24 protein-coding genes and 1 pseudogene are annotated in these 22,964 nt (G+C 72.6%); 18 read left to right on the plus strand and 7 right to left on the minus strand.

The window, feature by feature from the left end; genetic code table 11:
* Positions 1–165: 165 nt before the first annotated feature.
* Positions 166–1,032 (plus strand): annotated as a pseudogene (locus AB0C20_RS24915) (AAA family ATPase); the annotation flags it as partial.
* Between the two features lie 55 nt (positions 1,033–1,087).
* A complete protein-coding gene (locus tag AB0C20_RS24920) occupies positions 1,088–1,912 on the plus strand; it encodes a DUF2567 domain-containing protein (protein ID WP_357189994.1) in 825 nt (274 codons plus the stop codon).
* Here the strand turns inward: AB0C20_RS24920 and AB0C20_RS24925 are convergent.
* A complete protein-coding gene (locus tag AB0C20_RS24925; protein ID WP_357568848.1) occupies positions 1,827–2,534 on the minus strand; it encodes an LON peptidase substrate-binding domain-containing protein in 708 nt (235 codons plus the stop codon). The two genes, AB0C20_RS24920 and AB0C20_RS24925, sit on opposite strands and share 86 nt — an antisense overlap.
* Positions 2,535–2,640: 106 nt before the next feature.
* Between AB0C20_RS24925 and hisD the strand changes: the two genes are divergently transcribed.
* From hisD to hisF, 12 genes are all read left to right on the plus strand, one after another.
* The gene (gene hisD / locus AB0C20_RS24930; protein ID WP_357189998.1) at positions 2,641–3,963 is read left to right on the plus strand and encodes a histidinol dehydrogenase; all 1,323 of its coding nucleotides are present in this window, start codon (positions 2,641–2,643) and stop codon (positions 3,961–3,963) included.
* 8 nt (positions 3,964–3,971) lie between these two features.
* Positions 3,972–5,042, plus strand: coding sequence for a histidinol-phosphate transaminase (locus AB0C20_RS24935; RefSeq protein WP_357568852.1), 1,071 nt, complete (start codon positions 3,972–3,974; stop codon positions 5,040–5,042).
* On the plus strand, positions 5,039–5,650 hold the full coding sequence (gene hisB, locus AB0C20_RS24940; protein WP_357568849.1) for an imidazoleglycerol-phosphate dehydratase HisB: 612 nt from the start codon (positions 5,039–5,041) through the stop codon (positions 5,648–5,650). Before AB0C20_RS24935 ends, hisB begins: the two co-directional genes overlap by 4 nt.
* Positions 5,651–5,708: 58 nt before the next feature.
* Positions 5,709–5,879 (plus strand): hypothetical protein, encoded by a 171-nt coding sequence (locus tag AB0C20_RS24945; RefSeq protein ID WP_167362522.1) that lies wholly within the window; start codon positions 5,709–5,711, stop codon positions 5,877–5,879.
* 13 nt (positions 5,880–5,892) lie between these two features.
* On the plus strand, positions 5,893–6,525 hold the full coding sequence (hisH, locus tag AB0C20_RS24950; protein WP_357190002.1) for an imidazole glycerol phosphate synthase subunit HisH: 633 nt from the start codon (positions 5,893–5,895) through the stop codon (positions 6,523–6,525).
* Between the two features lie 36 nt (positions 6,526–6,561).
* Positions 6,562–6,885: a hypothetical protein gene (locus tag AB0C20_RS24955; RefSeq protein ID WP_357568850.1), complete on the plus strand. Its 324-nt coding sequence runs from the start codon at positions 6,562–6,564 to the stop codon at positions 6,883–6,885.
* 14 nt (positions 6,886–6,899) lie between these two features.
* Complete coding sequence (priA, locus tag AB0C20_RS24960) at positions 6,900–7,625, plus strand: bifunctional 1-(5-phosphoribosyl)-5-((5-phosphoribosylamino)methylideneamino)imidazole-4-carboxamide isomerase/phosphoribosylanthranilate isomerase PriA (RefSeq protein WP_357568851.1); 726 nt, start codon at positions 6,900–6,902, stop codon at positions 7,623–7,625.
* Positions 7,622–8,011, plus strand: a complete 390-nt coding sequence (locus tag AB0C20_RS24965) for a RidA family protein (protein WP_357190008.1) — start codon at positions 7,622–7,624, stop codon at positions 8,009–8,011. Before priA ends, AB0C20_RS24965 begins: the two co-directional genes overlap by 4 nt.
* Before the next feature lie 81 nt (positions 8,012–8,092).
* Positions 8,093–8,539, plus strand: coding sequence for a MarR family winged helix-turn-helix transcriptional regulator (locus AB0C20_RS24970; protein ID WP_091407758.1), 447 nt, complete (start codon positions 8,093–8,095; stop codon positions 8,537–8,539).
* A gap of 5 nt (positions 8,540–8,544) precedes the next feature.
* Positions 8,545–8,976 (plus strand): organic hydroperoxide resistance protein, encoded by a 432-nt coding sequence (locus AB0C20_RS24975; protein ID WP_274531454.1) that lies wholly within the window; start codon positions 8,545–8,547, stop codon positions 8,974–8,976.
* 47 nt (positions 8,977–9,023) lie between these two features.
* On the plus strand, positions 9,024–10,019 hold the full coding sequence (locus AB0C20_RS24980) for an NADP-dependent oxidoreductase (RefSeq protein ID WP_357190011.1): 996 nt from the start codon (positions 9,024–9,026) through the stop codon (positions 10,017–10,019).
* A 73-nt stretch (positions 10,020–10,092) separates the two neighbouring features.
* Positions 10,093–10,860 carry an imidazole glycerol phosphate synthase subunit HisF gene (gene hisF / locus AB0C20_RS24985; RefSeq protein WP_112582731.1) on the plus strand — a complete coding sequence of 256 codons (768 nt, stop codon included), beginning with the start codon at positions 10,093–10,095 and terminating at the stop codon, positions 10,858–10,860.
* Positions 10,861–10,865: 5 nt separating this feature from the next.
* Here the strand turns inward: hisF and AB0C20_RS24990 are convergent, their stop codons facing one another.
* On the minus strand, positions 10,866–11,327 hold the full coding sequence (locus tag AB0C20_RS24990; protein WP_357190013.1) for a hypothetical protein: 462 nt from the start codon (positions 11,325–11,327) through the stop codon (positions 10,866–10,868).
* A 101-nt stretch (positions 11,328–11,428) separates the two neighbouring features.
* Positions 11,429–12,100: a hypothetical protein gene (locus AB0C20_RS24995; RefSeq protein ID WP_357190015.1), complete on the minus strand. Its 672-nt coding sequence runs from the start codon at positions 12,098–12,100 to the stop codon at positions 11,429–11,431.
* Between the two features lie 59 nt (positions 12,101–12,159).
* On the opposite strand from AB0C20_RS24995, the gene AB0C20_RS25000 reads away from it, so the two are divergent.
* Complete coding sequence (locus AB0C20_RS25000) at positions 12,160–13,614, plus strand: PLP-dependent aminotransferase family protein (RefSeq protein WP_357190017.1); 1,455 nt, start codon at positions 12,160–12,162, stop codon at positions 13,612–13,614.
* A gap of 66 nt (positions 13,615–13,680) precedes the next feature.
* On the opposite strand, the gene AB0C20_RS25005 is transcribed toward AB0C20_RS25000, so the two are convergent.
* From AB0C20_RS25005 to AB0C20_RS25015, 3 genes are all read right to left on the minus strand, one after another.
* A complete protein-coding gene (locus AB0C20_RS25005) occupies positions 13,681–15,507 on the minus strand; it encodes a long-chain fatty acid--CoA ligase (RefSeq protein WP_357190019.1) in 1,827 nt (608 codons plus the stop codon).
* Positions 15,508–15,644: 137 nt separating this feature from the next.
* Complete coding sequence (locus AB0C20_RS25010; RefSeq protein WP_357190021.1) at positions 15,645–16,520, minus strand: terpene synthase; 876 nt, start codon at positions 16,518–16,520, stop codon at positions 15,645–15,647.
* A gap of 199 nt (positions 16,521–16,719) precedes the next feature.
* Positions 16,720–17,349 (minus strand): TIGR03085 family metal-binding protein, encoded by a 630-nt coding sequence (locus AB0C20_RS25015; RefSeq protein ID WP_357190023.1) that lies wholly within the window; start codon positions 17,347–17,349, stop codon positions 16,720–16,722.
* Positions 17,350–17,521: 172 nt separating this feature from the next.
* On the opposite strand from AB0C20_RS25015, the gene AB0C20_RS25020 reads away from it, so the two are divergent.
* The 3 genes from AB0C20_RS25020 (at position 17,522) to AB0C20_RS25030 (ending at position 22,144) form a co-directional block, all read left to right on the plus strand.
* Positions 17,522–19,405 (plus strand): ABC transporter ATP-binding protein, encoded by a 1,884-nt coding sequence (locus AB0C20_RS25020; RefSeq protein ID WP_357190025.1) that lies wholly within the window; start codon positions 17,522–17,524, stop codon positions 19,403–19,405.
* Between the two features lie 114 nt (positions 19,406–19,519).
* Entirely contained in the window at positions 19,520–21,310 is a 1,791-nt protein-coding gene (locus tag AB0C20_RS25025) for an ABC transporter ATP-binding protein (RefSeq protein WP_357190027.1), read from the plus strand.
* 84 nt (positions 21,311–21,394) lie between these two features.
* Positions 21,395–22,144, plus strand: a complete 750-nt coding sequence (locus AB0C20_RS25030) for a DUF2470 domain-containing protein (RefSeq protein WP_357190029.1) — start codon at positions 21,395–21,397, stop codon at positions 22,142–22,144.
* 19 nt (positions 22,145–22,163) lie between these two features.
* On the opposite strand, the gene AB0C20_RS25035 is transcribed toward AB0C20_RS25030, so the two are convergent.
* Positions 22,164–22,760 (minus strand): TetR family transcriptional regulator, encoded by a 597-nt coding sequence (locus AB0C20_RS25035; protein WP_238686020.1) that lies wholly within the window; start codon positions 22,758–22,760, stop codon positions 22,164–22,166.
* Positions 22,761–22,964 lie beyond the last annotated feature (204 nt).

The following is a 22,964-nucleotide window of genomic DNA, read 5'->3' on the forward strand; positions in this document are numbered from 1 at the left end:
TGGCGATCATCCTCTGGCAGGGATGGTCTGTTGAGATTTCGGACGCGATCGGTTCCTGGCAACGAGCCAGCCCGCCGCAATCGCGTGCGGCCGCCGCCCGCGCCCCCGGTCGCCGTGCCAGTCACGCCGCCCGTCCCGCCACCACCCGCCCCGGCGGTCGGCTCGGCGGTCGCCGAACGCGCCTACCCGCCCCGGATCGAATGGCGCCCACCGGCCGTCGACCCGGAGCAGGAGCGCGCCAACGGAGTGCTCCAACGGGACCTGGGCACGCCCCGGGTGTTCGCCTTCGCCAACCCCAAGGGTGGGGTGCACAAGACGACAGCCACGGTGCTCGCCGCAGCGACGGTCGGCAGCGTCCGCGGCAAGGGCGTGCTGGCCTGGGACGACAACGAGCTGCGCGGCACCCTCGGCCTGCGCGCCGGCAGCGCCCGGCACGCCCGGACGATCCGGCACCTGATCAGCGACCTGGCCCAGATCGAGATCCTGGAGGGCGCGACCCTGCTGGACCGGCTGGACGACTACCTGCGGCACGCCTCCGACGGCTCGTACGACGTGCTGGCCGGCGAGGAGAGCCCGCGCTTCGCCCAGCGACTGGACCAGTTCACCGTCCGCCGGGTGCTGGAGCTGCTGCGGCGCACCCACGACGTGGTCTGCGTGGACACCGGCAACAACGTGGAGAGCCCCAACTGGCGCACCGTGATGCAGGCCGCCGACCAGTTGGTGGTGACCACGGTGCCCCGGGAGGACGCGGCGTTCAGCGCGGACTGGATGCTCGACCTGCTGCACGAGGAGGGCATGGGCGAGTTGGCGGACAACGCGATCACCCTCATCTCCTGCCCGACCCCGGGTCGTTCGGCGCTCCAGGACGACCTGGAGCGGCACTTCGCCACCCGTACCCGGGGCGTGGCCGTCGTGCCGTACGACCCGGCTCTGGAGACCGGGTCGTCGATCGAGTACCACCAGCTTCAACCGGAGACCCGGCAGGCGTGGCTGCGGGCCGCGGCGATGATGGTGGAGCCGTTCGCCCGGTGAGCTGGTCTGCCGCCACCGGAGCCCGGCCGCGCACCGGGCCTGAGAGGATCATCGGGTGAGCCCGGACAACCCCGACCGTGAGCGGCCCGTCGACGAGCCCGACCAACCCGCGCCCCCCAGTACGCCGCACGCGCAACAGCCGGAGGTCGACACGTCGGCCGGGACAGCGCCTGGCGAGTTCGATGCGGGCCACCTGCCGGCGGCGTACCAGAGCTCGCTGGAGCTTCGGTTCGACGAGCCGCGTCGTCCGCTGCGTGCCCTGGTGACGGTGCTGGGCGCCGTGCTCGCGCTGGCCGCGCTGGGTGTTCCGCTCGGGCTGCTCTGGGCCGCGCTCGCGCCGGACACCCCGGTGCTCAAGACCGCCGAGGGGGCGATCTACGCCGAGCCGCAACCGGAGCAGCCGATCGCCGCCGACGGCTGGTTCAGCCTGCTCGGGCTCGCCTTCGGGCTGCTCGTGGCGCTCGCCCTGTGGTTCGTGCTGCGTCGGCGGCGCGGCCCGGTCGGGTTGCTCGCCGCTGTGCTCGGCACCCTTGTCGCCGCGCCGGTGGCCTGGCAGGTGGGACGGCGGATCGGTCTGGCCACGTTCGACCGGCTGCTGGCGACTGCCCCGGCCGGGCAGGCCTTCAGCAAACCCGCCGACCTGCGGGCCGGTGGAGTGGACTGGCTGCTCGGCGTGCTGCCGGTGCCGCACGGCAACCTGCTGCTGCCGGCGTTCGGGGCCGCGGTCATGTACACCCTGCTGGCCGGTTGGTCGCGGTGGCCGGGGCTACGCCCGGAGCCCGAGCCGGGGGAGTTCAGTTGGGTGTCGGCGGGGACGCCAGCTCCGACAGCGGCACCGGAACCGCCCGCACCTGACGCAGCAGAGCCGCCTCGCGGTTGAGCAACCGCAGCTCGGCGCGGAGCCGGGAGGCGGTGTCGTCGATGGCCAGCAGCCGCTGCCGGTCGTCGACGGTGAGCGCCGCGGTCGCCGCCACCAGGTGCGAGAGCACAGTCGGGTCCTCCGGCAACTGCTCGGAGATCTCCTCCGGGTCGGAGCGGATCAGCCCGAGGTACTGCCGGAACACCGCGATCACCCGGGCGGCCAGCAGATCGGCCACCTCGTCCGGGCCGCCCGGGTCGGGCAGCCACTCGACGTCGGCGGTCAAGTAGGGCTCGGCGCTGTCGTCGACCTCGGCGATGCGGAACCGACGCCGACCGACAGTGACGATGTCGAAACCACCGTCGGTCAGCTCGGTCACCTGGCGCAGCTCGGCGGTGCAGCCCACCTCGTGCAGCGTCACCTCGCCGACGCTCGAGTTGGCCGGGGCGCCGGCGGGACCGGCGGGCGCGACCTCCCAGCCGGCCTGGATGGCCACCACGCCGAACTCTCGCGGGGCACCGTCGGGCAGGCTGACCAGGTGCCGGACCAGCGCCCGGTAGCGCTCCTCGAAGATGTGCAGCGGCAGCACCAACCCGGGAAAGAGCACCGTTGCGAGCGGGAAAACCGGCAGCCGTGCGGTCACATGGTCGAGCCTAACCAATCTCGCCCCCGAGGGCGTGGCCCGGCTCACCGTCCCGGCGGACGGGCGGCTCGGGTGGACGTCGGGCCGGCCGCCTAGACTCGCAAGGGTGCTGAATCGGATCGACCTGCGCGACGGTCTCGGTGACCCGCGCCGCCTGCTGCCCCGTGCCCAGCTCGACGTGTCCGTCGCCGTCGAGCGCATCCGGCCCCTGGTGGAGGCGGTCCGTGAGCATGGGTACCCAGCGATCCGGGAGGCCAGTGAACGGTTCGACGGCATCTCCCCGGAGGTGTTGCGGGTGCCGGTCGAGGCGATCACCGAGGCGGAGGGGGTGCTCGATCCGGCGGTGCGCGCCGCGCTGCTGGAGTCCATCGCCCGGGCCCGTCGGGTGCACGCCGACCAGCGGCGCACCGACCACACCACGAAGGTGGTGCCCGGCGGCACCGTCACCGAGCGGTGGCTGCCGGTCGACCGGGTCGGCCTCTACGTGCCCGGTGGCCTTGCGATGTACCCGTCGACAGTGGTGATGAACGTGGTGCCCGCCCAGGCGGCCGGGGTGCGCTCGCTGGTGGTGGTCAGCCCGCCCCAGAAGGACAACGGCGGCCTGCCCGATCCCCGGGTGCTCGCCGCGTGCGCGCTGCTCGGCGTCGACGAGGTGTACGCCGTGGGCGGGGCCCACGCGGTGGCGATGCTGGCGTACGGCGCGGCCGTGGACCCGGCGGGTGAGCTGCGGTGCGACCCCGTCGACCTGATCACCGGCCCCGGCAACATCTGGGTGACCGCCGCCAAGCGGCTGCTGCGCGGCGTGGTCGGCATCGACGCCGAGGCCGGGCCGACCGAGATCGCCATCCTGGCCGACGACACCGCCGACCCGGCGCACGTGGCCGCCGACCTGGTCAGTCAGGCCGAGCACGACCCGCTCGCGGCGAGCGTGCTGGTCACCCCGTCGGTGGCGCTGGTCGAGGCGGTCGAGGCGGAGTTGGCCCGGCAGGTGGCGGCGACCAAGCACACCGAGCGGGTCACCACGGCGCTGACCGGTCAGCAGAGCGGCGTGGTCCTGGTCGACGACCTCGAGGCTGGGCTGCGTGTGGTCGACGCGTACGCGGCCGAGCACCTGGAGATCCAGACGGTCGACGCCCGGGAGTGGGCGCTGCGGGTCCGCAACGCCGGGGCGATCTTCGTGGGCGCCTGGTCGCCGGTGTCGCTCGGCGACTACTGCGCCGGCTCCAACCACGTGCTGCCCACCGGCGGCTGCGCGCGGCACTCCTCCGGGCTGTCCGTGCAGTCGTTCCTGCGCGGCGTGCACCTGATCGAATACACCGAGGCCGCGTTGCGCGACGTGGCCCCGCACGTGGTCACCCTGGCCAACGTGGAGGATCTGCCCGCGCACGGCCAGGCGGTCCAGGCCCGTTTCCCGGGAGGGTCGGCGTGAGCGAGCGCATCGACCTGGACGATCTGCCGATCCGGGCCGACCTGCGGGGGCTGTCGCCGTACGGGGCGCCGCAGTTGGACGTGCCGGTGCGGCTCAACACCAACGAGAATTCCCACCCGGTGCCGGAGCCGGTGGTCGAGGCGATCGGCAAGGCGCTCGCGGCCGAGCTGCGCGAGCTGAACCGCTACCCGGACCGGGACGCTGTGGCGCTTCGCGCCGACCTGGCCGAATATCTCGGGCACGGGCTCACCGTCGAGCAGGTGTGGGCGGCCAACGGCTCCAACGAGATCCAGCAGCAGCTGCTCCAGGCGTTCGGTGGGCCGGGGCGCACCGCGCTCGGCTTCGTTCCGGCGTACTCGATGCACCCGCTGCTGGCCCTCGGCACCAGCACCCGGTGGGTGCCCGCCGCGCGCGGGGTCGACTTCGGGTTGACCGCCGAGGAGGCGGTCGCGCAGGTCCGCGAGCACCGGCCGGACGTGGTCTTCCTCTGCTCGCCGAACAACCCCACCGGCACGGCACTGGACCCGGCGGTGATCGCCGCGGTGCTCGACGTCGCGCCCGGCATGGTGGTCGTGGACGAGGCGTACGCCGAGTTCGCCCGACCCGGGACGGTCAGCGCCCTCGCGGTGCTGCCCGGCCACCCGCGGCTGGTGGTCACCCGGACGATGAGCAAGGCGTTCGGCTTCGCCGGTGGCCGGCTGGGTTACCTGGCCGCCGACCCAGCGGTGGTGCGGGCGGTGCAGCTCGTCCGTTTGCCGTACCATCTCTCCGCGCTCACCCAGGCCGCCGCACGCGCGGCGGTGGCCCACCGCGATGCCCTTCTCGGTACGGTGAGCGCGATCATGGCACAGCGGGACCGGATCGTGGCGACGCTGCGCGAGCGGGGGTTGCGGGTCGCCGACAGCGACGCCAACTTCGTGCTCTTCGAGGTGGGCGGCGACCAGACCCTCGTCTGGAACGCCCTGCTGGCGCAGGGGGTGCTGGTCCGTGACGTCGGCCTGCCCGGCTGGCTGCGGGTGACCGCCGGCACCGCCGCCGAGACCGACGCCTTCCTTTCTGCAATGGAGACTTCGCAATGAGTCGGACCGCCCGGGTGGAACGGATCACCAAGGAGACCAAGGTCCTCGTCGAGATCGATCTCGACGGCACCGGTGCCGCCGAGATCAGCACCGGCGTCGGCTTCTACGACCACATGCTGCACCAGATCGCCCGACACGGCGGCTTCGACCTGACCGTGCGCACTGTGGGTGACCTGGAGATCGACGCGCACCACACGATCGAGGACACCGCGCTCGCCCTGGGTACGGCGTTCGACCAGGCGCTGGGCGACAAGGCCGGCATCCGGCGGTACGGCTCGGCGACAGTCCCGATGGACGAGGTGCTGGTCCGGGCCGCGGTGGACCTCTCCGGTCGGCCGTACGTGGTGCACGACGAGCCGGTGCTCGCCCCGTACATCGGGCCGGTGTACGCGACGAGCATGACCCGGCACATCTGGGAGTCCTTCGGTCAGGCGGCACGGGTCACGCTGCACGTCGACGTGCTGCGGGCGGCCCGACCGGGTGGTCACCCGGACGCGCACCACGTGGTGGAGGCGCAGTTCAAGGCGGTCTCCCGCGCGTTGCGCGAGGCCACCTCGATCGACCCGCGTTCCGCCGGGGCGATCCCGAGCACGAAGGGCGCGCTCTGATGAGCGCGAGGAGTGCAGCGCAGCGGAGCCCCGCAGTCGCGACTGGAAGGTGGCTCTGATGGGTGCCGCGTTGCCGACGTTGCTGCTGATCCTGGCCGGGGTGCTGGTGGGTGGCACCTGGTCGCTCTACCGGCAGGGCGCGCCGAAGGCCGCCGTGCTGATCACCGCGGCGCTCGCGGTGCTCGCCACTGTCGCCGGGGTGCTGCGGCTGCTGCCGGAGAACGGGTGATCGGGGTGACGACATGAGTGACGTGGTGGTGCTCGACTACGGCTCGGGCAACCTGCGTTCGGCGGAGCGGGCGCTGGCCGCCGCCGGTGCGGACGTCCGGGTGACCGACGACCTGGCCGCGGCGGCTGCCGCCGATGGTCTGGTGGTGCCGGGTGTCGGCGCGTACGCGGCGTGCATGGCGGGGATCGAGGCGCTGGGCGCCGGCCCGGTGATCGCCGAACGGGTGGCTGCCGGCCGGCCGGTGCTCGGCATCTGCGTGGGCATGCAGGTGCTCTTCGAGCATGGTGACGAGCACGGCGTGGTGACCAAGGGGCTGGGGTTGCTGCCCGGCGGGGTGACCCGGCTGGCCGCCACCCGGTTGCCGCACATGGGCTGGAACACGGTCCGGGCTCCACGGGAGTCGGTGCTGTTCGCCGGGTTGGCGGAGCAGAGCCGGTTCTACTTCGTCCACTCGTACGCGATGGGCGACCCGACGGCGCTGGCCGCTGCCGGTGCCGCGGTGACCACCGCCCACCACGACACGGATTTCGTCGCGGCGGTGGAGCGTGGCTCGTTGTCGGCGGCTCAGTTCCACCCGGAGAAGTCCGCCGACACCGGTGCCGCGCTGCTGCGCAACTGGCTCGCCACGTTGCCCAGCGGTGACTGAGCGTCGTCGCGCGGTGCCCGAGCGACGGGCGTCGCGGTGAGCCGGGAGCGCGCCCGCCGGCGGGCGGAGCGGGAGGCGGAGCAGGCCAGGGAGCGGGTGGTCCGGCAGCGCCAGGTCGCCCGGCGGCAACGTCGTCGCGCTGTGGTCCGCAGCTTGACGCCGCGGCTGCGACGGGGTCGCTCCGGGCGGCTGCCCCGGCACACTCGGGGTGAGCGGGCCGCGATCGTGCTGCTCACCGGCGCGGCGTTGATCCTGATCTGGACGTTCGTCGACAACCTGGCGTTGCGTTTCGCGCTGATCGTGCTCTTGCTGCTCGTACTGCCGGCGATCGTGGTGATCGCCCTGGACCGTCGTACCTGATCGAGGAGAAGACCTTGAGCCTCACCCTGTTACCCGCCGTGGATGTCGCTGACGGCCGGGCCGTCCGGCTCGTGCAGGGCGCCGTCGGTAGCGAGAGCATCTACGGCGACCCGTTGGACGCGGCGCTGGCCTGGCAGCAGGACGGCGCGGAGTGGATCCACCTGGTCGACCTGGACGCGGCGTTCGGTCGGGGCACGAACGCGCACCTGCTCGCGGAGGTGGTGCGCCAGTTGGACGTGAAGGTGGAGCTCTCCGGCGGCATCCGTGATGACGAGTCGCTGCGTGCGGCGCTGGGCACGGGTGCGGCCCGGGTGAACATCGGGACCGCCGCGCTGGAGGACCCGGTCTGGTGTGACCGGGTGGTCGCGGAGTACGGCGACCGGGTGGCCATCGGGCTGGACGTGCGGGGTCACACCCTGTCGGCGCGGGGTTGGACCCGCGACGGTGGTGACCTGTACGAGGTGTTGGAGCGGCTGGACAAGGCGGGCGCGAGTCGGTACGTGGTCACGGACATCACCAAGGACGGCACGATGCGCGGGCCGAACCTGGAGCTGCTGCGCGAGGTGTGTGCCCGTACGGACCGGCCGGTGATCGCCTCGGGTGGCGTGTCCACCCTTGACGACCTGCGGGCGTTGGCGACCCTGGAGTCGGCCGGGGTGGAGGGCGTGATCGCCGGCAAGGCGCTCTACGCGGGTGCCTTCACTGTGGCCGAGGCGTTGCGGACGCTGGCCGAGGCGTGACGACGACCCGGCTGGGGTCGGGCGGCCCGTGGGAGGAGCGCTACGGGTACTCCCGGGTGGTCCGGGCCGGTGAGCGGGCCTGGACGGCCGGTTGCACGTCGACTGTGGACGGCCGGGTGGTTCACGTCGGTGACGCGGCCGCGCAGACCGCGCAGGCGCTGCGGATCGGGTTGGCCGCGCTCGCCGAGGTGGGTGCGGAGCCGGGCGATGTGGTCCGGACCAGGTTGTACGTGACGGACCGGCTGTACGCCGACGAGGTGGGCCGGGCGCACAACGCTGTCTTCGGCGCGGTCCGGCCGGCGGCCACCCTGGTGGTGGTGGCCGGTCTGCTGGACCCGGAGCACCTGGTAGAGGTGGAGTTGGAGGCGTACCTCGGCGATCGCTGAGGTACCCGCCCGGGCGGCCTGCGGGGCCGTCCCACGGTTCGATAGGTTGTGCACAACTTAATTGTGGGCTACGGTTCAGCGGTGACCGATGACCTGGTGCTGCGCCGGCAGGTGTGCTTCGCGCTCTACGCCGCGTCGCGCGCACTGACCGACGTCTACCGGCCGATCCTCGACGAGGTCGGGTTGACCTACCCGCAGTACCTGGCGCTGCTGGTGCTCTGGGAGCGTCCCGACGACGCCCCCACGGTGTCAGAGTTGGGCGCCGAGCTGCGGCTGGACTCCGGCACGCTCTCCCCGCTGCTCAAGCGGCTGGAGGGGGCGGGCCTTGTGGTGCGGCGGCGGTCGGCCCGCGACGAGCGGCGGGTCGAGGTGGGCCTCACCGAGCAGGGCCGGGCGCTGCGCGAGCGGGTCTGCGATGTCCCGCTGCGGATCGCGCAGGCCACCGGGCTGGGCTTCGACGAGCTCGTCGCGCTGCGCGACACCCTCACCCGGGTCACCGACACCATCCACCGACAGAAGGAGCAGTGACCACCATGCAGGTTGTCTACACCGCATCCGCGACCGCCACCGGCGACGGCCGGGACGGCCACGTCGAGACCTCCGACGGCACGTTCACGCTCGACCTGGCTGTGCCGAAGGAGATGGGCGGCGCCGGTGGCGCGGCCAACCCCGAGCAGCTCTTCGCCGCCGGTTACGCGGCCTGCTTCCACAGCGCGCTGCGGTTGGTGGCCCGCCGGGCCAAGGCCGACGTGACCGGTTCCGTGGTCGGCGCCGAGGTGGGCATCGGCCCGAACGGCAGCGGCGGCTTCGGGCTCACCGTGCAGCTCGTCGTCGACCTGCCCGCCGCGCCCCGCGAGGTCGCCGAGCAGATCGTCGAGCAGGCCCACCAGGTCTGCCCGTACTCCAACGCCACCCGTGGCAACGTCGACGTCACCCTGACCGTCCGCGAGACCCTGTCCGCGTGACCTCGCGGCCCCAGGCACCCATCCGCGGACGAGAGGACGACCACCCCGTGACCAGCAACCGCGAGATTCACCTGGCCAGCCGCCCCCAGGGCTGGCCCACCGAAGACACCTTCCGGCTCGTCGAGACCGAGGTTCCGACGCCCGGACCGGGCCAGATCGTGGTCCGCAACCAGTACATGTCCGTCGACCCGTACATGCGCGGACGGATGAACGACGTCAAGTCGTACGTGCCGCCGTTCGCGCTCGACGCGCCGCTCGACGGTGCGGCGATCGGTGAGGTGGTGGCCAGCGAGGCGGCGGACGTCGCCGTCGGCACCACGATCCTGCACGGGCTGGGCTGGCGGGAGTACGCGCTGCTCGACGCCGCCGCGGCCCGCCCCGTCGACCCGAGCATCGCCCCGGTCAGCGCGTACCTGAGCGTGCTCGGCATGACCGGGTTGACCGCGTACGCCGGTCTGCTGGAGGTGGCCGCGATGAAGCCCGGCGAGACGGTCTTCGTCTCCGCCGCGGCCGGCGCGGTGGGCAGCCTGGTCGGCCAGATCGCCAAGCTCAAGGGCGCCGGCCGGGTGATCGGCAGTGCCGGCTCGCCGGCCAAGGTCGAGCGGCTGCGGGCGCTGGGCTTCGACGCCGCCTTCGACTACCACGACGGGGTCCGCGAGTCGCTGCGGTCGGCCGCCCCGGACGGCGTCGACGTCTACTTCGACAACGTCGGCGGTGACCACCTGGAGGCCGCGATCTCGGCCATGAACCTGCACGGTCGGGCCGCGATCTGCGGCATGATCGCGCAGTACAACGCCACCGAGCCGCCGGCCGCCCCGCGCAACCTGGCGCTGGTCATCGGCAAGCGGCTCACCCTGCGCGGCTTCCTGGTCAACGACCACAACGACGTGCGGGCGGCGTTCGTGCGCGACGTCTCGGGCTGGCTGCGCGACGGCACACTGTCCTACGACGAGACGATCGTGGACGGCATCGAGAACGCCCCGGCCGCGTTCCTCGGCCTGCTGCGCGGCGACAACCTCGGCAAGATGCTCGTCAAGGTGTGACCCAGGCCTCTCTCACGGCGGTCGACCCGATCGGGTCGACCGCCGTGCCGCGTGCGGAGGATAGGCTCGCGGCATGACGGTGGCGGTACGGGTGATCCCCTGTCTGGACGTGGACGCCGGGCGGGTGGTCAAGGGGGTCAACTTCCTCGACCTGCGTGACGCCGGCGACCCGGTGGAGCTCGCCGCCGCGTACGACCGGGCCGGCGCTGACGAGTTGACCTTCCTCGACGTCACAGCGTCCTCCAGCGACCGGGGCACCATGCTCGACGTGGTGCGCCGCACCGCCGAGTCGGTGTTCATCCCGCTGACCGTCGGCGGTGGGGTCCGGCAGGTCGCCGACGTGGACACGCTGCTGCGCGCCGGCGCGGACAAGGTCGGCGTGAACACCGCGGCCATCGCCCGTCCGGAGCTGATCGCCGAGATCGCCGACCGGTTCGGCCGGCAGGTGCTCGTGCTCTCCCTCGACGTGCGGCGCTCGCCGAACGGCGGCACGCCCAGCGGCTTCGAGGTCACCACCCACGGAGGTCGGCGCGGCACCGGCATCGACGCCGTGTGGTGGGCGCACCGGGGCGCCGAGTTGGGCGCGGGGGAGATCCTGCTCAACTCGATGGACGCCGACGGCACCAAGGCGGGCTTCGACCTGGAGCTGATCGCCGCGGTGCGCGCGGTGGTGGACGTGCCGGTGGTGGCCAGCGGGGGCGCCGGCGAGGTGGCCCACTTTCCGCCAGCGATCGGCGCCGGTGCGGACGCGGTGCTCGCCGCCAGCGTCTTCCACTTCGGCGAGCTGACCGTCGCCGAGGTCAAGGACGCGCTGCGCCTCGGCGGCCATCCGGTGCGCTGAGCAGCTCAGCGCTCGCCGGAGTGGCCCTCCGGTGACCGACGCGGGGTGGGAATCGAACGGACCGCGTACTCCTGCACGGCAGCCGCGTGGTCGGCCTCCTCCAGGATCCAGTCCGCCCTCCCGGGAGCGTGCCGGCGGGTCAACACACCCTGCACGGTGTCCACCATGGTCGCCACACCTGCGCGCGGACGGGTACGCCACAGCTGCTCACCCTCGGCGGTGATCCGGAACCAGCCGTCGGCGACGCTGACCAGCCCGGCGCCGACCAGCCGCTGGACCGCGGCCTCCACCTCGTGTCGCTGCGGAATCGCGTGGTTGAGGTGGTCGGCGGTGGAGAGCACGTCGGTCAGGCGGACGCCCTCCGGCCGCCGGCTTGTCGCCGACCGACGGTGCCGTCCGGCCCCGCTCGCGATGACGAGCGACACGAAGATCCAGGCGTCGTTCCAGCGCCAACCGTTCTCCCCCATGCAGAGATGATGACGGCGCGCGTCGCGGAAGGGAACACCCACCCACGAACCGGTGCGCGGCACCACCACCACGTACCGGTTCGCGGACGGTCGGTGAGGGTTCAGCCGGCCGGGGTGGCCGGCGCGGGGTTGCCCGGCGGGGGCGCGGCGCTGTCCGGCGTGGTGCCCTCCGGCACGGCGAACAGCGGGATGAAGAACTGGGCCAACGGGCCGATGGCCAGTGCGTACGCGACGGTGCCCACGCCGACAGTGCCGCCGAGCAGCGCGCCCAGCGCCAGCACTGTGACCTCGATGACGGTGCGCACCAGTCGGATCGACAGGCCGGGCCGGCGGGCCACGTACCCGGTCATCAGACCGTCGCGGGGGCCGGGCCCCAACCGGGCGCCGAGGTAGAGGGCTGTGGCGGCGCCGTTGGCGACGATCCCGGTGATCAGCATCGCGATCCGGACGCTGAATGGGCCACCCGTGGGCAGCAGGGCCAGTGTGGCGTCCACGACCAGGCCGATCACGACGACGTTGCTGACGGTGCCGAGGCCGGGCCGCTGCCGCAGCGGGATCCAGAGCAGCAGGACCAGCGCGCCGACGCCGATGGTGACGGTGCCGAAGGACAGCCCGGTCAGCTCGGAGAGCCCCTGGTGGAACACGTCCCAGGGGTCGAGGCCCAGGTCGGAGCGGATCATCAGGGCCATGCTGACGCCGTAGACGGTGAGCCCGAGGTAGAGCTGGACCAACCGTCGAACCGGTCGGTGCCGCAGATTGCCAAGCAGTGCCATGCATGCCACCCTAGGTGCCAATCCTCGTCGAGGAAGAAGCCAATATCCGAGGAGTGGCTATGACTGGGCAGGTGCGCGGCGTCCAATTGGCCCGTCTGCTCGGGCAGTGGCATGCCCTGCCGGGCCGCCGCCGCAGCCCCGACTACGCGGCGCTGGCCGGCTCGGTGCGCGGGCTGCTCGCCGACGGCCGGCTGCCGCTGGGCGTCCGCCTCCCGGCCGAACGGGAGCTGGCCGAGGCGCTGCGGATCAGCCGGACCACTGTCACCGCCGCCTACCGGCAGCTACGCGAGACCGGGCACCTGGCCAGCCGGCGGGGCGCCGGTAGCTGGACGATGCTGCCCGGCAACCACCGGGTGGCCAGCACCGGCCTGTGGACCCCGCTGGACGACCGGGAGATGCTCGACCTCGGCGTCGCCGCGCTGGCCGCACCGCCGCAACTGCTGTCGGCCGCGCGGGCCGCCGCCGAGGACCTGCCCCGTTACCTGAGCGGGGCCGGTTACCACCCGACCGGCATCATCGAGCTGCGCGAGGCGGTGGCCGACGCGTACACCGCCCGGGGTCTGCCCACCTCGGCCGACCAGATCATGGTCACCAGCGGCACACAGCACGCACTGGACCTGGTGCTGCGGCTCGCCCTGGCCCCCGGCGGCACCGTGCTGGTCGAGTCCCCGACCTACCCCAACGCCCTCGCCGCGCTGGCCGGCCGGCGGGCCCGGATCAGCACCCACGGGCTGGCCGCCGACGCCGGCTGGGAGCCCGACCTGCTGCTGGGCAGCCTCCGACAGACCCGGCCCAAGCTGGCCTACCTGATTCCGGAGTTCCAGAACCCGACTGGGCACCTGATGCCCGCCTCGCTGCGCGAGCGCGTGGTGGCCGCCGCGCACGCGGTCGGCACCGATCTGATCATCGACGAGTCCTTCGTGGACCTGTCGATGGACGGCACCGAGGTGCCACCCCCGGTCGCCACCTACGACCGGCACAGCCGGGTGGTCAGCATCGGCGGGATGAGCAAGCCCTACTGGGGTGGCCTGCGGATCGGCTGGGTGCGCGCGTCCGCGCCGCAGGTGCAGCGGCTGGCCGCCGTGCGGGTCGGGGTCGACATGGCCAGCCCGGTGTTGGACCAACTGGTAGCTGTGCACCTGCTGGCCGACGCCGAGGCCATCGTCGCCGATCGCCGGGTCCAGTTGGCCGTCCAGCGGGACGCCCTACTTGGCGCGCTGGCGCACCAACTGCCGGAGTGGCGGGTCACAGTGCCACGCGGTGGCGTGACGCTCTGGGCCGAATTGGACGGCCCGGTGTCGAGCGCGTTGGCCCGGGCCGCGGAGGAGGTCGGCGTACGGCTGGCCCCCGGCCCCCGGTTCGGCCTGGACGGCACCCTGGAGCGGTTCCTGCGGCTGCCCTTCACCCTGCCCGCAGCGGACCTCGTGGAGGCCGTGGGGCGGATCGCGGCGATCCGCTACGACCTGGACCGGGCCGGCCGCCAGCGGTGGCGCGAGCCCTCCGTCATCGCCTGAGCGGCCCCGCTGCCACGAACGCCGGTGGCCCCGCACCCGCTCGGGTGCGGGGCCACCGGCGTCGTGTCAGAGCTCGGCGAGGGTGCCGGCGTACATCTTGTCGATCTCGGCGGCGAAGTTGCTCTCCACCCCACGCCGCTTGATCTTCAACGACGGGGTGATCTCGCCGTCCTCGATCGTCAGGTCGCGCGGCAGGATGGCCACCTTCTTGATCGTCTCCCAGCGGTTGAGCTTGGCGTTGAGCTGGGCGACGTACTCCTCGACCATCGTCTGGGCCTCGGCCGACGCGACGATCTCGGTGTAGCTGCGCCCTTCGAGGGGGCCACCGGCGACCCAGCCCCGGATGGCGTCCGGGTCCAGTGTGACCAGCATGGTGCAGAAGTTGCGGGCCTGACCGACGACTACCGCCTGCGAGGTGTACGGGCAGATGGCCTTGAACATGCCCTCGATGTGCGACGGCGCGATGTACTTGCCGCCCGAGGTCTTGACCAGGTCCTTCTTGCGGTCGGTGATGCGGAGGTAGCCCTGCTCGTCAAGGGTGCCGATGTCACCGGTACGGAAGAAGCCGTCCTCGGTGAACGAGGCGGCGGTCTCCTCCGGCAGGTTGTGGTAGCCGCGCATCACCGGCCGGCCCCGCACCAGGATCTCCCCGTCGGTGTCGATCTTGCACTCCAGGTCGCCCATCGCCCGGCCCACGGTGCCGATCCGCAGCCCGGCCGGTGGGTTGACGAAGTTGCCGGCGCTGGTCTCGGTCAGGCCGTAGCCCTCGGAGATCGGCAGGTTCGCGGCGGCGAAGAAGGTGGCGATCTCCGGGCTGAGCGGCGCGGCGCCGGACACCAGCACCCGCATCCGCCCGCCCAGGCGGGCCTGGAGCTTGCTGAACACGAGCTTCTCGGCCAGCCCGTAGCGCAGCTTCAGCCCGGCCGGCACCGGCTTGCCGGCCTGCTCCAGGGTGACCTTCTCCTTGCCGACGCCGACGGCCCAGCCGAAGATCTTCGCCTTCGCGCCGCCGGCGCCCTGCGCGGTGGTCACTGCCTTGTTGTAGACCTTCTCGAACACCCGGGGAGCGCCGCACATCAGCGTCGGACGGATGACCGAGAGAAGGTCGACCAGCTTGTCCACCCGCCCGTCGACGTAGGTGGGCAGACCGACGTGGATGGCGCCGCAGAGCAGGGTCTTGCCGAACGAGTGGGCCAGCGGCAGCCACAGGTACTGAAGGTCGTCGTCGCGCAGCAGCCCGACCTCCGCCTGGGCCACGGCCTCCCAGCACCAGCCGCCGTGCAGCAGTTCGACGCCCTTGGGCTGGCCGGTGGTGCCGGAGGTGTAGATCAGCGTGGCCAGGTGGTCCGGGCCGATGCCGGCCACCAGCATGTCGATCAACTCCGGCTCGGCAGCCAGCGCCTGGGTGCCGCGTTCCTCCAGGTCGGCGAGCGTCAACTGCGCGATCGCGGCGTTCGGGTCGACGGCGCCGTCGAGGAGCACCACGTGGGTGAGCGCGGGCAGGGACGCCCCCGCGATCTTCGCCGCCTGGGCCGGGTTCTCCGCGAACAGCACCTTCGACCCGGAGTCGGCGATGATGTACGTCGCGTCGGCCGGCTCGGTGGTCGGGTAGACGGTGGTGGTCGCGCCGCCGGCGCACATGATGCCGAGGTCGGCGATCACCCATTCCAGCCGGGTGTTGGCGAGGATCGCGACCGGGTCCTCCTGGCTGACGCCCAGGCCGTGCAGGCCGGCGGCGACCGCCTTGGCGCGTTGGCCGACCTGCGCCCAGGTCAGCCAGACAGGCCCCGAGTCGTCGGAGTTCGGGGACGCGAACGCGTTCCGGTCGGGGGTGGCCGCCACGCGCTTGAGGAACATGTCCGGGATGGAGCGGTACGGTACATCGAGAGCCATCGCTGTAGCCGCCTTCGGGGGTGGTGGCGTGACGGTCGTCACGTCATGATGGTTACCGAAGAGTATTGCCTGTTGCCGTGCATCGGCTAGCCCTGGTGATCGTCCGGCCGGCCCATCCCACCAACCGGTACGGCCGATCAGGCGTACCGGGCAGCCTGCACTGACCACTCGTAGGTGGCCCGGACCCAGTTGCGCCGGGCGGCCAGGGCGTCGCGGATCCCGTCGTCGTCGGCGGCGCGCAGCGCCTCCTCCGCGTCCAGGTACGTCGCCAAACCCTGGTTGAACCGGTGTGCCGCACTCCGGAGCGCCGTCACCTCGTCCGCGTCGCCGTCCTGGGCGAGCACCGTGACGAGGTTGTGCGCGTCCGGGTCGGCCTGGCTCTCCTTGCCGTAGGAGAAAAGGTCGTTGCACCAGCAGACCAGGTCCACCGCCAGCAGGTCCAGGGCGACCAGCCCCGGGTTGGCGCGCTGGGCTGGCCCCGAGGGCCGCGTCGACGCCAGGTCGGTCAGGGTGAGGCAGGGGTGCACGCCGCCGATGTGCCGGCGTAGCTGCACGTACTCCGCGACCTCGGGTACGCGCCGACGTTCCCGGTTGCCCGCCTCCCAGAGCAGCGCCAACAGGTACTCGCGCATCTGGCTCACGAACCGCAGCAGCAGTCCGGCGTGATCGTGCAGTCGGGTCCGGCGGCAGAGGTCGTGCAGCGCGTCACCCAGTGGCCCGACGGCGGGCGGTACGACGTACGGGTCACCGCACCGGTCCAGCACGTCGAGCAGGGTGCTGATCGCCGGGCCCAGTCGGACCGGGTCGGCGCCGAGGCCGTCCTCGTCGCAGGCGTCGTCCATCACGAAGAGCCAGCTGATCAGGTCGGTGAGCAGCCGCAGGCCGTCCACCGAGCCGTCCGGGCAGGCGCGGCCGGCCAGTCCGGCGGCGTCGGCCCGTTCCAGGCGGTGCACACGTTGGCTGGAATCGACCAGCCCGAACGTGCGCGCCCACTCGATGCTCTCACCCGCCACCTGGTCCGTGGCCCCGTGACGGCCCGTGGGAAACGGGGGTTCCCGCAGCGCCGAAATCGCGAAGTCCCGCACAGTGTGCCCCCACTCCGTGCCGCCCGGCGCGGAGCGGCGCGGTGAAGCGTACGGGAGGAGGTATCAGCGTGTTTCGCTGGGTGTGGGAAATTCCACAGTCGTTCGGTGACCGTTTACGCACACGTAGTCACATGCCCAGGTTGGCGGCGCGTAGCCGCCGAGCCGCCTCCGTTGAGCCGTTCAGTTGAACCCGGGCCACCCGCTGCCGGCCGGAGAAGAACAGCACCAGCTCGGCCGGTGCCCCGACCAGGCGCAGTGGCTCACCACCGCGACCCAGGGAGACCTCACCGTGGCCGGGCGCCTGCACGTAGAGATCCGCCGGAAAGCGCCGCAGTGCCAGCCGGGCCATCGGGGCCGCGCGTTTCCAGAGCGCGTTCTGCAGGCCGGCCGACAGATCGCGCGGCTGCCACCCGGAGCCGGCCCGCCGGACGTCCTCGTGATGGATGAAGAACTCCATCGTGTTGGCCAGCTCGTCGGTCAGCGGGTTGCTGACCGGGCTCCACACCGGCGGTCGGCGCACCTGTGCCACCAGCTCGGGGTAGGGCCGTGCGGCGAGCCGCCGACGGACCCGCTCGGCGTAGCCGCGCAGCGGCGGCAGCACGATCCCACCCGCCGCGTCCGGACGGCGCTCCCGCAGCACCAGATGCGCGGCGAGGTCACGGGTCACCCAGCCCTCGTTGATGGTCGGGGCGTCCGGCCCGAGGGCCAGGAGAAGATCGGCCAGCGCCTCGCGCTCGGCTCGGGCGTACCGCGGCATGGCCCGATCGTAGGCCCGGTGGCCCGTCGGCGCGCGACAGCGGACGCCGGTCGACGCCGACGGCACGCCGCCGTCCGGTACGTGATGGTCGACATATCCAGTCAGGGTCGGCGGCACTGGCCCCGACCGGTAAGGATGAGGGAGATAATTGCGGCTTACGGCGGGGGAGAGCGTGGCGAGCAAGACAAGTCGGGACGTTCTCAGTCGAGGGCTGGGCGTCCTGCGGCAGGCGATCCGTGAGCAGCCGCGGATCTTCTCGGTGGCGGTCGTCGGCAGCGTGCTCTTCGGCGGGATGATCATTGTCAGCGCCCGGGTCGTCGGGTCGGTCATCGGTGACGTGGCGCTCCCGGCCATCGAACGCGGCGAGGTGGGCGCCGGCACCCTGGCGCTGGCCGCGGCCGCGTTGTTCGGGATCAGCGTGCTGCGGGTGGCGGGCATCTTCGGCCGCCGGCTCGGCGCCGGCTACATGCAGTACCGCCTCCAGGCGTCCTACCGACGCCGGGTGACCCGTCGGTACCTGGAGCTGCCGCTGTCCTGGCACCACCGCAACTCCACCGGCACCCTGCTGTCCAACGCCAACTCCGACGTGGAGGCGGCCTGGTACCCGATCGCGCCGCTGCCGTTCGCCGTCGGCACGTTGGTGATGCTGGTCGGCGCGATCGTGTCGCTCTTCGCCACCGACTGGGCGCTCGCCCTGGTCGGGCTCGCCGTCTTCCCCGCGCTGTTCGCGCTCAACGTCGTCTACTCCCGCCGGATGGCCCCCCGGCAGGCGCGGGCGCAGCGCCTGCGCGCCGAGGTCAGCAGCATCGCCCACGAGAGCTTCGACGGCGCCCTGGTGGTCAAGACGATGGGCCGCGAGGCCCAGGAGACCGCCCGGTTCGCGGGCCGCGCCGGTGAGCTGCGTGACTCGCTGATCGCTGTCGGCCGGCTGCGCGGCATCTTCGACCCGCTGCTGGAGACGCTGCCCAGCCTCGGCACCCTGGCCGTGCTGGTGGTCGGGGCGTTCCGGCTGCGCCAGGGCGCGATCAGCGTGACCGAGCTGGTCAGCGTGGCCTTCCTCTTCACAGTGCTGGCCTTCCCGGTGCGGGCCATCGGTTGGGTGCTGGCCGAGCTGCCGCGCAGCGTCGCCGGCTGGGACCGGGTGCGCCGGGTGCTCGACGCCACCGGCGAGATGCCGTACGGGCAGCGGGTGCTCGACCCGGCCGGCGCCGGCCCGGCCACCCTCACCTTCACCGACGTGCACTACTCCTACCCGCCGGCCGAAGCGCACCCGCCCGGCGCGCAGGTCCTCGGCGAGGTCGGCTTCACTGTGCCGTCCGGTCGGACGGTGGCCCTGGTGGGGCCGACCGGCGCCGGCAAGTCCACCATCACCTCGCTGGCGGTGCGCCTCGTCGACCCGGACTCCGGCACTGTGAGCCTGGACGGCGTGGACGTGCGCGAGCTGACCTCCGCGTCGTTGGCCGGCACTGTGGCCCTGGTCGCCCAGGTGCCCTTCATCTTCGACGACACGGTCCGCGCCAACATCGCCCTCGACCGGCCCGGTGTCGACGACGAGGTGGTCTGGGCGGCGCTGCGGCTCGCCGAGGCGGACGGGTTCGTCGCCGCGCTGCCCGATGGTCTGGACACCATGGTCGGCGAGCGGGGTACCTCGCTCTCCGGCGGTCAGCGGCAGCGGCTCACCCTGGCCCGCGCGCTGGCCGGTCGGCCGCGCCTGCTGGTGCTCGACGACGCGACGAGCGCTGTCGATCCTCGAGTGGAGGCGGCCATCCTGGCGGGGCTGCGGTCGTCGACCACGCAGGCGGGAGTTCCGGCCGCGTCGATCCTGGTGGTGGCGTACCGCCGGGCCACCATCGCGCTCGCCGACGAGGTCATCTACGTGGAGCAGGGACGGGTGGTCGCCCGAGGCACCCACAGCGAGTTGTTGGCCACCGTGCCCGGCTACGTCGACCTGGTCACCGCCTACGAGCAGGCCGAGGTGGAGCGGGCACAGGAAAGTTCCTACGGCGACGACGTGGCGCCGCTGCCGTCGGGCCTGGAGATCGAGGTGGACCGGTGAGCGCGAGGAGTGCAGCGCAGCGGAGCCCCGCAGTCGCGAACGAAAGGCGGGCCCGGTGAGCGCGAGGAGTGCAGCGCAGCGGAGCCCCGCAGTCGCGAACGAAAGGCGGGCCCGGTGAGTACGACGACTACGGGGACTGACGAGCAGGAGGCTCGGCAGGAGACGACCTGGCAGACCCTGCGTCGGGGCCTGGCGCTCTCGCCGGAGCTACGGATCGGTCTGGCCGGCACGTTGGCCCTGGCGTTGGTCTACATGGTCGGTCGGGTCGCCGTGCCGGTCGCCGTGCAGCAGGGCATCGACCGGGGCCTCGTCGGTGGTCTGAATCTGAACGTGGTCTGGACGGTGGTGGCGATCACCGCGGCGATCCTGACGATCACCACGATCTGCGGCTACCTGATGATGCGCCGGCTGTTCACGGTCAGCGAGACGGCGCTGGCCAACGTCCGGACGCGCGCGTTCCGCCACGTGCACGACCTGTCGATGTTGCACCAGCAGTCGGAGCGGCGCGGTTCGCTCGTCTCGCGGGTCACCAGCGACGTGGACCAGATCACCCAGTTCCTCCAGTGGGGTGGGGTGATCCTGCTTGTCAACCTCGGTCAGCTGGTGGTCACCACCGCCGTCATGCTGGCGTACTCCTGGCAGTTGACAGTTGTGGTGTTGGCCGCGTTCCTGCCGGCGGTGTTCGTCATCCGGCAGTTGCAACGTCGCCTCGGCAGCGCGTACGCGACGGTGCGCCAACGCACCGGGACGTTGCTCGGCGCGATCGGCGAGAGCGTGGTGGGCGCGCCGGTGATCCGGGCGTACGGGATCGCCGGGCGCACCGAGCGGCGGCTGGACGAGGCGATCGACAGGCAGCGGCTGGCGCAGCAGCGGGCGATCCGGATCAGCATCGTGGGCAGCTCGGTCGGTGAGTTGGCGGCGGGGCTGGCGCTGGCCGGCGTGGTGGTGCTCGGCGTGCTGTTGGGCGTGGACGGCACGCTGTCGATCGGCCAGCTGACCGCGTTCCTCTTCCTGGTGACGCTGTTCATCCAGCCGGTGCAGATCGCCACCGAGGTGCTCAACGAGGCGCAGAACGCGATAGCCGGTTGGCGTCGGGTGCTTGACGTGCTGGACGTCGCCCCGGACGTGGCCGACCCGGGGGAGCAGGGGCGGGAGCTGCCGGGCGGGCCGCTGGACATCCGGTTCTCCGGTGTGCGGTTCGCCTATCCGGGTGGTCCGCCGGTGCTGCACGACATCGACCTGGAGATCCCGGCGAAGAGCCGGGTGGCGGTGGTCGGTGAGACGGGCAGCGGCAAGACCACGTTCGCCAAGTTGCTGACCCGGCTGATGGACCCGTCGGCCGGGGCGGTGCTGCTGTCCGGGGTGCCGCTGACCGACGTCCGGTTCGACTCGCTGCGCTCCCGCGTGGTGATGGTGCCGCAGGACGGGTTTCTCTTCGACGCGACGGTGGGGGACAACGTCCGCTTCGCCCGGCCGGAGTTGACCGACGAGCAGTTGAGCGTCGCCTTCACCGAGTTGGGCCTGTCGGACTGGCTGGAGGGTCTGCCGGCGGGCCTGGACACCCCGGTCGGGGAGCGCGGCGAGGCGCTCAGCGTCGGTGAGCGGCAGCTTGTCGCGTTGGCCCGCGCGTACGTGGCCGACCCGGACCTGCTGGTGCTCGACGAGGCGACCAGCGCTGTGGACCCGGCGACGGAGGTGCGGTTGCAACGCACGCTGGACGCGGTCACCAGGGGGCGGACCACCCTCGCCATCGCGCACCGGCTCTCCACTGCGCAGGCCGCCGACGAGGTGATCGTGGTGGACCAGGGTCGGGTGGTGCAGCGCGGCCCGCACGACGAGTTGGTTCGCGACGCCGACTCGGTGTACGGGCTGCTCTACGCCTCCTGGCTGGAGCAGACCCGGTGAGGTGCGGCGGTGTGGTGGACGTCGACGGGTGGGTGCTCTAGGCTCCGGGTTAGGTAAGCCTAACCTCTGAAGGAGGTCGCGCCCATGCGGCCCAACTCCGCCGAGATCGTCCGTACCCTCGTCGCCGGCCGCCTGCCCGGCCTTGTGCACCTGGCCCACCGGCCGGGCCCGCACCACGCCCGGCACGTCACCGACTCGGACGGGCGGGTGCTGCTGCTGGTGCCGGTGGCCAGCCACCTGGCCGCCGCCCTGCAACCTGCCGCCGGGGGCAGCGACGTGGCTGTGGTGCTCGACGTGCTCGACCTGCCGCCCGCCGCCGGCGCGCCCGGCCTGGGTCGCGCCTGGGTGTCCGGCTGGGCGGCCGAGCTGCGCGGCGACGAGGCCCGCCACGCGGCTGTCGAGTTCGCCACTGTGGAGCCGACCGGCGACCTGCTCGACCTGGGCACCCGGTTCCGGCTGTTCCGCTTCGAGGTGGTCGAGGTCCGCTGGGAGCGGGCCGGCGTCGTGCACCGGATCGACCCGGTGGAGTACGCCGAGGCCGAGCCCGACCCGGTGCACCCGGTCGAGGCCCGCCTGCTCGCCGACCTCGCCGAGTGCCACGGCGCCCAGGTGACGGAGTACCTGCGCCGGCAGCTCGGGTTGACCGAGCAGACGCCGGACGGGCCGCCCCGGGTGGTGCGCATCGACCGCTACGGGCTGGTGGTGGCCCTCGGCCGACCCGGCGCCCGGCGTCGGATCCGGCTGGCCTTCCCGGGCCCGGTGGCCGACCCAGCCGAGCTGCCGCGCCTGCTGCCGCCGCTGCGACTCACAGCCAACGCCCGCCCCCCGCGCTAACCGGTCGGGCGCTGTCGGGTCAGCTTGGCAGGGGGCCGGTGAGGTAGCGCTGGATGGTGGGGCCGATCGCGGCCACCAGGGTTTCCGGGTCCGCCGAGGCGACCGGCTCAAGGCGCACCACGTGCCGCATCATGGCCAGGCCGATCATCTGGGTGGCCACCAGCGAGCCCCGCAGCGGTAGCTCGACCGGGTCGACGTCGAGGTTCTCCAGCACCCGGCGCAGCACCTGGGTGGTGACGAACTCACGCAGCAGCCGGGCGGTCCACTCGTTGCTCACAGCGGAGCGCAGCAGTGCCTGTGCCGCGCTGCCGGTCGGGGAGTCCCACACGCCGAGGAAGATGCGCACCATCCGCTCACCGACGCCGTCCCGGTCGCCGGCGAGCACCTTCGGCACCAGCTGACCGGGGTCGACCGGAAAGTTCATCGCGGCCAGGAAGAGCTGGTCCTTGCTGCCGAAGTAGTGGTGCACGAGCGCCGGGTCGACCTGCGCCGTACCGGCGATGCCCCGGATCGAGGCGGCGTCGTAGCCACGTTCGGCGAACGCCGTCCGTGCCGCGTCGAGAATCGCCTCCCGGGTGCCCGGGTTGCCGGGTCGCCGGCCGGTCCGCCGCGTCATCGCCGCCCTTCGTTCGTCCGCCTCGGCCCGCCGTGGGCCGGCCCGCCCACGCCGGGGTCGGCTGCCGCGCCGGCCGCCGCCCCCGACGCTGGCGGTCAGCCGCTGCGTCGGCGCAGGGTGGCCGCCGCGAGCACCAGCGCCATGGGTGGCGTCCCGGAACTCACCGATCGGGTCCCAGCGCGGGCCGATGCCGTTGCGGGGCTC

The sequence above is a fragment of the Micromonospora sp. NPDC048843 genome, from assembly GCF_040649965.1.
GTDB lineage: Bacteria > Actinomycetota > Actinomycetes > Mycobacteriales > Micromonosporaceae > Micromonospora > Micromonospora hortensis.

Bases quoted from the DNA above. Each gene is read 5' to 3' on its own strand.
- hisF (WP_112582731.1), top strand. From the start codon at position 10,093: ATGACGGTGGCGGTACGGGTGATCCCCTGTCTGGACGTGGACGCCGGG.
- AB0C20_RS25000 (WP_357190017.1), top strand. From the start codon at position 12,160: ATGACTGGGCAGGTGCGCGGCGTCCAATTGGCCCGTCTGCTCGGGCAG.
- AB0C20_RS25035 (WP_238686020.1), bottom strand. From the start codon at position 22,760: ATGACGCGGCGGACCGGCCGGCGACCCGGCAACCCGGGCACCCGGGAG.
- AB0C20_RS24995 (WP_357190015.1), bottom strand. From the start codon at position 12,100: ATGGCACTGCTTGGCAATCTGCGGCACCGACCGGTTCGACGGTTGGTC.
- AB0C20_RS25005 (WP_357190019.1), bottom strand. From the start codon at position 15,507: ATGGCTCTCGATGTACCGTACCGCTCCATCCCGGACATGTTCCTCAAG.
- AB0C20_RS24945 (WP_167362522.1), top strand. From the start codon at position 5,709: ATGGGTGCCGCGTTGCCGACGTTGCTGCTGATCCTGGCCGGGGTGCTG.
- AB0C20_RS25030 (WP_357190029.1), top strand. From the start codon at position 21,395: ATGCGGCCCAACTCCGCCGAGATCGTCCGTACCCTCGTCGCCGGCCGC.
- hisH (WP_357190002.1), top strand. From the start codon at position 5,893: ATGAGTGACGTGGTGGTGCTCGACTACGGCTCGGGCAACCTGCGTTCG.
- AB0C20_RS24975 (WP_274531454.1), top strand. From the start codon at position 8,545: ATGCAGGTTGTCTACACCGCATCCGCGACCGCCACCGGCGACGGCCGG.
- AB0C20_RS24990 (WP_357190013.1), bottom strand. From the start codon at position 11,327: ATGGGGGAGAACGGTTGGCGCTGGAACGACGCCTGGATCTTCGTGTCG.
- hisB (WP_357568849.1), top strand. From the start codon at position 5,039: ATGAGTCGGACCGCCCGGGTGGAACGGATCACCAAGGAGACCAAGGTC.
- AB0C20_RS25015 (WP_357190023.1), bottom strand. From the start codon at position 17,349: ATGCCGCGGTACGCCCGAGCCGAGCGCGAGGCGCTGGCCGATCTTCTC.